This is a genomic window from Parafrankia elaeagni (assembly GCF_000374165.1).
GTDB lineage: Bacteria > Actinomycetota > Actinomycetes > Frankiales > Frankiaceae > Parafrankia > Parafrankia elaeagni.
Genome location: NZ_KB893794.1, coordinates 177,437 through 185,050, shown reverse-complemented (window position 1 = coordinate 185,050; position 7,614 = coordinate 177,437). Strand labels below are relative to the sequence as shown.

General features: G+C 74.7%; 3 protein-coding genes and 1 pseudogene. 2 read left to right on the top strand and 2 right to left on the bottom strand.

Going from position 1 to position 7,614, the window contains the following annotated elements:
• Together B207_RS0131510 and B207_RS0131505 are read right to left on the bottom strand one after the other, a co-directional pair.
• Positions 1 to 533 (bottom strand): annotated as a pseudogene (locus B207_RS0131510) (recombinase RecA); the annotation flags it as partial.
• Between the two features lie 277 nt (positions 534 to 810).
• A complete protein-coding gene (locus B207_RS0131505) occupies positions 811 to 1,005 on the bottom strand; it encodes a DUF3046 domain-containing protein (protein WP_026311647.1) in 195 nt (64 codons plus the stop codon).
• Between the two features lie 174 nt (positions 1,006 to 1,179).
• Between B207_RS0131505 and B207_RS0131500 the strand changes: the two genes are divergently transcribed.
• Positions 1,180 to 6,012, top strand: coding sequence for an ATP-dependent helicase (locus B207_RS0131500; protein ID WP_154675750.1), 4,833 nt, complete (start codon positions 1,180 to 1,182; stop codon positions 6,010 to 6,012).
• The gene (locus B207_RS0131495; RefSeq protein WP_018640680.1) at positions 6,009 to 7,406 is read left to right on the top strand and encodes an MFS transporter; all 1,398 of its coding nucleotides are present in this window, start codon (positions 6,009 to 6,011) and stop codon (positions 7,404 to 7,406) included. The genes B207_RS0131500 and B207_RS0131495 overlap by 4 nt, the downstream gene beginning before the upstream one ends.
• Positions 7,407 to 7,614 lie beyond the last annotated feature (208 nt).

The window sequence follows — 7,614 nt, the reverse complement described above, 5'->3', positions numbered from 1 at the left end:
AGCTTCCGCAGCGCCTGGGACATCAGCCGGGCCTGCAGGCCCACGTGGCTGTCGCCCATCTCCCCCTCGATCTCGGCACGCGGCACCAGGGCCGCCACCGAGTCGACGACGATGATGTCCAGCGCGCCGGAACGGATCAGCATGTCGGCGATCTCCAGCGCCTGCTCACCCGTGTCGGGCTGGGAAACGAGCAGCGCGTCGGTGTCGACACCCAGCTTCCCCGCGTACTCGGGATCAAGGGCGTGCTCCGCGTCGATGAAGGCCGCGATGCCGCCGGCCGCCTGCGCGTTCGCCACGGCATGCAGGGCAACCGTCGTCTTACCCGACGACTCGGGCCCGTAGATCTCGACGACGCGCCCGCGCGGAAGGCCTCCGATACCGAGCGCGACATCAAGAGCGATTGATCCGGTCGGGATCGCCTGGACCGGCGGCCTGGTGTCGTCACCCAGGCGCATGACCGAGCCCTTGCCGAACTGCTTGTCGATCTGCGCAAGGGCGTTCTCCAACGCCTTCTCACGATCGGGTCCAACCATTGGAGTTACTCCATGCTGAGGTCGTCGAGTCTTGGCCACGATCCGACGCTAGGGGGTGGGTCCGACAGTTTCGAGAGCCGGGTCGGTTCTGTGGACATCGGAGCGCATGTGGACAACAGTAGCCGAACATCAGTTCGAGTCTTCAGCGACACGCCACGGCCCACCCGATCGGGTGGTTCCACCGCACTCCGCACCAGCCGACCTGGCACACCACGACCATCCCGACAGCATCCGCCACCAGAAGTCATCGACCGAGCGCGGAAAGTCCTGTTCGGTCTCAGCGGTCGCGCGTGGGCACGCCGAACTCGTCGCAGACGGCATGCCACACCGCCTTGGCATCGTCGCCGCGGCGCAGGGCGGTCTCCACCGTCGCCCCGCCCAGACCGGCGATCACGTGGTCGCGGGCGAGTGAGTCGGCGTAGGCCGTACCGAACTGGCTGTTCATGTTCGCCCAGAACTCCGTCAGTCGCACCGGACCAGTGTGCACGCCGCCGGCCACGGCCCTGCGTGCGGCGCTGGTCGTCGGCACCGGTCGTCGGCCCCGGTTGTCGGCCCCGGCGTCGCACGTGGCCCCGCCGGTCCCGGCACGTGCACCCCCGGCGGTGAGCGTGTCGCCGGGGGTGGTGCGGTCGGCGGTGCGAGGTTTGTGTCGGTGGGACGACGCAGACTGGTGTCCGTGACCACATCCGACCCACTCGCAGCCTTCTCGGCCCCCACCCGGGAGTGGTTCGCGTCCTCGTTCGCGGCGCCGACGCCGGCGCAGGCCGAGGCGTGGGCCGCCGTCTCCGGGGGCGGCAGTGCTCTGGTCGTGGCGCCGACCGGGTCCGGCAAGACGCTCGCGGCCTTCCTCTGGTCACTCGACGGGCTGGCCCGCTCCGGCCCGCCGGCCGATCCGACCCGCCGTTGCCGCGTGCTGTACGTGAGCCCGCTCAAGGCACTCGCGGTCGACGTCGAGCGCAACCTCCGGGCGCCGCTCGCCGGTATCCGCGCCGCCGCGGCCCGGATCGGCCAGCCCGTCCCGGATGTGTCTGTCGGCGTCCGGTCCGGCGACACCCCTGCCACCGAGCGCCGCGCGTTCGGCCGCACTCCACCGGACATCCTGATCACCACCCCGGAGTCACTGTTCCTGATCCTGACCAGTGCCGCACGGGAGGCGCTGCGGGGCGTGCAGACCGTGATCGTCGACGAGGTGCACGCCGTCGCCGGCACCAAGCGGGGAGCGCATCTCGCCCTCAGCCTGGAGCGCCTCGACGACCTGCTGGACGCTCCCGCGCAGCGGGTGGGGCTGTCGGCGACAGTGCGGCCGGTCGAGGAGATCGCCCGCTTCCTCGGTGGGGCGCGGCCGGTCACCGTCATCCGGCCACCGTCGGCGAAGACCCTCCAGATCGAGGTGGTCGTCCCCGTCGAGGACATGGCGAGCCTCGGTGAGCAGGCCGAGAGCGTCCCCGAAGGCCCGGCGGCAGCGGCGGGGCCGCGTGCGTCGATCTGGCCGGCAGTCGAGGAGCGGGTGCTCGACCTGATCCTCGCCCACTCCTCCACGATCGTCTTCGCGAACTCGCGACGGCTCGCCGAGCGGCTGTGCGCCCGGCTGAACGAGCTGTACGCGGACCGTCTCGCCCTGGCCGCCGAGCTGGCCGGGGCGGTGACGGCTCCGGCGGCCCTGATGGGCCAGGCCGGCTCGGCCGCGCCCCCGGCCGGGGTGGAGGTCGCCCGGGCCCACCACGGCAGCGTGAGCCGCGAGCAGCGCGCGCTGATCGAGGAGGAGCTCAAGTCCGGCCGGCTGCCTGCCGTGGTGGCGACGTCCAGTCTGGAACTGGGCATCGACATGGGCGCGGTCGATCTGGTGGTGCAGATCGAGTCCCCGCCCAGCGTCGCGGCCGGCATGCAGCGGATCGGCCGGGCCGGCCACCAGGTCGGTGCCGCCAGCCGGGGTGTGGTCCTGCCCAAGCACCGCTCGGACCTGGTGGAGTGCGCGGTCGTGGCCGAACGGATGAGCGCGGCGCGGATCGAGGCGGTGCACTACCCGCGCAACCCGTTGGACGTGCTGGCCCAGCAGATCGTCGCGATCGTCGCCATGGAGGACCGTGAGGTCGACGAGCTGGGCGCGCTGCTGCGCAGGGCGGCCCCGTTCGCGGGCCTGCCCGGCTCGGCGTACGAGGCCGTGCTGGACATGCTTGCCGGGCGCTACCCGTCGGACGACTTCGCCGAGCTGCGGCCTCGCATCACCTGGGACCGGGCCACCGGTGTGCTCGCCGGCCGGCCAGGTGCACAGCGGCTGGCCGTCACCAGCGGCGGAACCATCCCCGACCGGGGGATGTTCGGGGTCTTCCTGCTCGGGGAGAAGGCCAGCCGGGTCGGCGAGCTCGACGAGGAGATGGTCTACGAGTCGCGGGTCGGCGACGTCGTGCTCCTCGGTTCGTCCAGCTGGCGGATCGAGGAGATCACCCCGGACCGGGTGCTCGTCACCCCCGCGCCCGGCCGGCCCGGCCGGCTGCCCTTCTGGCACGGCGACGCCCCCGGGCGGCCCGCCGAGCTGGGCCGGGCGCTGGGCGCCTTCCTGCGGGAGCTGTCGACGATGGGTCCCGCCGACGCGGCGGCCCGCGTCGGTGCGGCGGGGCTGGACGAGTGGGCCACCGGCAACCTGCTGAGCTACCTGGAGGAACAGCGGGCTGCCGCCGGCCACCTGTCCGACGATCGGCACCTGGTCGTCGAGCGGTTCCGCGACGAGCTCGGCGACTGGCGGCTGGCGGTCCACTCCCCCCTCGGCGCACCGGTGAACGCGCCGTGGGCGCTGGCGATCAGCGCCCGGCTACGCGAGCGGTACGGCTCCGAGGTCCAGGTCATGCACACCGACGACGGGGTCGTCGCCCGCGTTCCGGACGCCGCCGAGCCGCCGCGGGCGGAGCTGGTCGTCTTCGAGCCGGAGGAGATCGAGGCCCTCGTCCGGGCGGAGGTCGGCGGCAGCGCGCTGTTCGCCAGCCGTTTCCGGGAGTGCGCCAGCCGGTCGTTGCTGCTTCCCCGCCGCACTCCCGGGCGGCGCACGCCGCTGTGGCAGCAGCGTCAACGCAGCGCGCACCTGCTTTCCGTCGCCTCGACGTTCGGCGACTTCCCGGTCGTGCTGGAGACGATGCGCGAATGCCTGCAGGACGTCTACGACGTCCCCGCCCTGGTCGGCCTGATGCGCGACGTCGGCGCCCGGTCGCTGCGGGTGGTCGAGGTGGAGACGACCGCGCCGTCCCCGTTCGCCTCGTCGCTGCTGTTCGGCTATGTCGCCGCGTTCATGTACGACGGGGACGCGCCACTGGCCGAACGGCGTGCCCAGGTCCTCTCGCTGGACAGCTCGTTGCTCGCCGAGCTGCTCGGCGAGGCCGAGCTGCGGGAGCTCATCGACCCACGGTCCCTGGAACGGATCACGGCGGAGCTGCAGCGGCTGGCCCCGGAGCGGCATGCGCGGGACGCGGAGACCACCTCCGACCTGCTCCGGGCCCTCGGCGATCTCAGCACCGAGGAGGCGCTGGCGCGCGGTGCCACGGCGCCCTGGCTGGCGGAGCTGGAGCGGGCCGGCCGGGTGATCCGGGTCCGCATCGCCGGAGCGGAACGCTGGGTGCCGGTCGAGGACGCCGGCCGGCTTCGGGACGCGCTCGGAGTTCCCCTCCCGGTAGGAGTGCCGGCGGCGTTCACCGAGCCGGTCCGCGACCCGCTCGGCGACCTCGTCTCCCGGTACGCGCGCACGCACGGGCCGTTCGAGTCCGCGGACATCGCCGGCCGGTTCGGGCTCGGGGTCGCCGTGGCCATCGGCGTGCTCGAGCGGCTCACCGCCGACGGCCGGCTGGTGCGCGGCGAGCTGCACCCGGACCGTGCGGGCGAGCAGTGGTGCGACGCCGGCGTGCTGCGGGCGCTGCGCCGGCGCAGCCTGGCGGCGCTGCGCAAGGAGGTCGAGGCTGTTCCCGTCCGGGCGATGGGGGCGTTCCTGCCGGCCTGGCAGTCGGTCACCGGCGGTCGCGGCCGGGGGGTCGACGGCGTGCTGCGGGCCGTCGAGCAGCTGCAGGGAGCGCTCGTGCCCGCCAGCGCGCTGGAGCAGCTCGTGCTCCCGGCGCGGGTCGGCGACTACGCGCCGGCGATGCTCGACGAGCTGTGCTCCACCGGCGAGGTGCTGTGGGCCGGCGCCGGCGGGCTGCCCGGCAACGACGGCTGGGTCAGCCTCGTCCTGGCCGAGGCCGCCGAGGATCTGCTCCCGCCACCGGATCTCGAGGCGGCCGACAGCCCGCTGCACCGCGAGATCCTGGATGCTCTCGGCGACGGGCAGGCGCTGTTCTTCCGAACGCTGGCCGACCGGACCAGTGGCCTCGACGACACCGCCCTCGCGAACGCGCTGTGGGATCTGGTGTGGGCCGGCCTGATCACCAACGACACGCTCGCCGCGCTGCGCGTCCAGCTCGGCGCCGGGCATCCGGCGCATTCCGCCGCCCGTCGCGCCCCGCGAAGCCGGGCGGCACGCCACGGCCGCAGCCGGCCCGCGATGCCGCGCCGGACCGGCCCGCCGACCGTCGGCGGGCGCTGGTCACTACTGCCGGAACGGGAGACCGACCCCACCCGCCGCGCGCACGCACTGGCCGAGGCGCTGCTCGACCGGCACGGCATCGTCACCCGCGGCGCCGTCGCCGCCGAGCGCACCCCCGGTGGGTTCGCCGCCGTCTACCGGGTGCTGTCCGCCTTCGAGGAGGCGGGTCGCTGCCGCCGCGGCTACTTCGTCGAATCGCTGGGCGCCGCGCAGTTCGCCGTCCCCGGGGCGGTGGACCGCCTCCGCGCGATCGCCGGCGCGCAGCGCGACGCCGCCGAACAGCCCGCCTGGGCCGCCGACCCGAGCGCCGGATACGGAGCGGTGGGAGCGAGTGCCACTGCCACCGGTCTCACCACCGCGGGTGCGGCGGGCACGGTGCCGGCGGGCTCGGGCCACGCCGCCGCCCTGCGCCTGGCAGCCGCTCGGAACAGCGGTGGCCCCGCCGGCATCGGGGGCGGAGACGTTCTCGGGGGCGGAGCCCGGGGCCGGGGCGGCGGGGGCAGCGCCGCGGCCGGCAGCGGCGCCATCGTGATGGCGGCCGCTGACCCCGCGAACCCGTACGGAGCCGCCCTGCCCTGGCCCGCGCGCCAGGCGGAGTCCGGTGGGGGCGGCGGTGGGGCCCCCGGCGGGGCCGGTCACCGGGCCGGCCGCAAGGCGGGCGCGCTCGTCGTTCTGGTCGACGGCGAACTGGTTCTCTATGTGGAGCGCGGCGGCCGAACGCTGTTGTCCTGGACGGACTCGCCCGCCCTGCTCGGGCCGGCCGTCGGTGCGCTGGCCGACGCGGTCCGCGCAGGCTCGCTGGGCCGGCTCGCGGTCGAGAAGGCTGACGGGGCCGCGGTGGTCGGCAGCGCGCTCGGCGCAGCGCTCGAGGGGGCCGGCTTCCACCCCACCCCGCGCGGCCTGCGGCTGCGCGGGTGAACCAGGAGCCGACGCCGTCCGGAGGCGCCCGCGAGGCGACGCCATGGGACCCGCGGCTGCGCGGGCTCACCCTCGGGCTCGTCAGCACCGTGACGCTGATCGCGTTCGAGGCGATGGCTGTCATCACCGTGCTGCCCGACGTCGCCGAGGACCTGTCCGGGCTGTCGCTGTACGGCTGGACCACCAGCGGGTTCTTCCTGGGCCTCCTGCTCGGCGTGGTGATCGCCGGTGCGGAGACGGACCGGGTCGGAGCAGTCCGCCCGTTCACCGTCGGGCTGTCGCTGTTCGGAGCGGGTCTCGCGGTGGCCGCGGTGGCCCCGTCGATGGAAGTCCTGGTGGCCGGCCGGATCCTGCAGGGGCTCGGCGGCGGTGCCGTGCCCGCCGTGCTCTACGCGACGATCGGCCGGGCCTACCCGGAGTCGCAGCGGCCGCGGATGTTCGCCGTGACATCCACCGCCTGGGTTGTTCCCGGGCTGGTCGGTCCGGTGGCGTCCGCACTCGTGGCGGAGCAGGCCGGGTGGCGCTGGGTCTTCGGAGGCCTGGTGCCGCTGGTCCTCGTGTCCGGAGCACTGACGGTGCGGGCACTGGCCCGGCTCGGGCCACCGACCACCGTGGACGTCGGTGCCGCCGCCGGGCGGCTGGTCGCCGCACTGCGCGTCAGCGTCGGCGCCGGCCTGATGCTGGCGGGCCTGACCAGCCGGTCCCCGTTCGGGCTGGCGGCGATCGCGGCCGGGGCCTGTCTCGCCTACCGTCCGCTACGGACCCTGCTGCCCGAGGGCACCCTGCGGGCGCGCCGCGGCCTCGCCGCGGCGGTCGCCGCTCGCGGACTTTTGACCTTCGCGTTCTTCGGCGCCGACACCTTCGTCCCGCTCGCCGTCACCGCGGTTCGGGACGAGTCGACCACCATGGCCAGCGTGGCCGTGACGGCCGCGACGGTGACCTGGACGAGCGGCTCATGGACGCAGGCCCGCCTGGCCGGCCGGGTCCCCGGCCGGGACCTGATCCGCTTCGGTCTGCTCCTCGTCGCCGGGGGCACCGCCGGTTTCGCCCTGGTGCTGGTCGAGCCGGTCCCGCTCGGAGTCGCCATCGCCTGCTGGGCGGCCGCCGGGTTCGGGATCGGCCTGGCCTACTCGCCGATCGTCACGCTGGTCCTGGCCGAGACACCGCCGGAGCGGCATGGCACGGCATCGACGTCGGTCACCTTGTCGGACAACCTCGGCACCGTGTTCGGGACCGGCCTGGGCGGGGTCGCCGTCGCGGCCAGCGAGGCCGCGAGCGGTACGCCGGACGCCGGCCTCGCGGTCGTGTTCCCGCTGGCCGCGGCCGTGGCGGTGCTGGGCGCGGTGGTCGCCCGCCGTGCCCCCGCACGTGTGTTCCCCCCCGTGCCGGGCTGAAGCTGACCGAAGCTGACGTCCGGCCGGCGGCGGAGCACCATCGAAGGATGCCCGAAGGTGACACGGTCTGGCTGACAGCACGCCGGCTCGACACCGCGCTCGCCGGCCACGTCCTGGTGCGGGCGGACTTCCGGGTCCCCGCCCTCGCCACCGCCGACCTGCGTGGGCGGCGGGTCGGCGCCGTCCGGTCGCGCGGCAAGCATCTGCT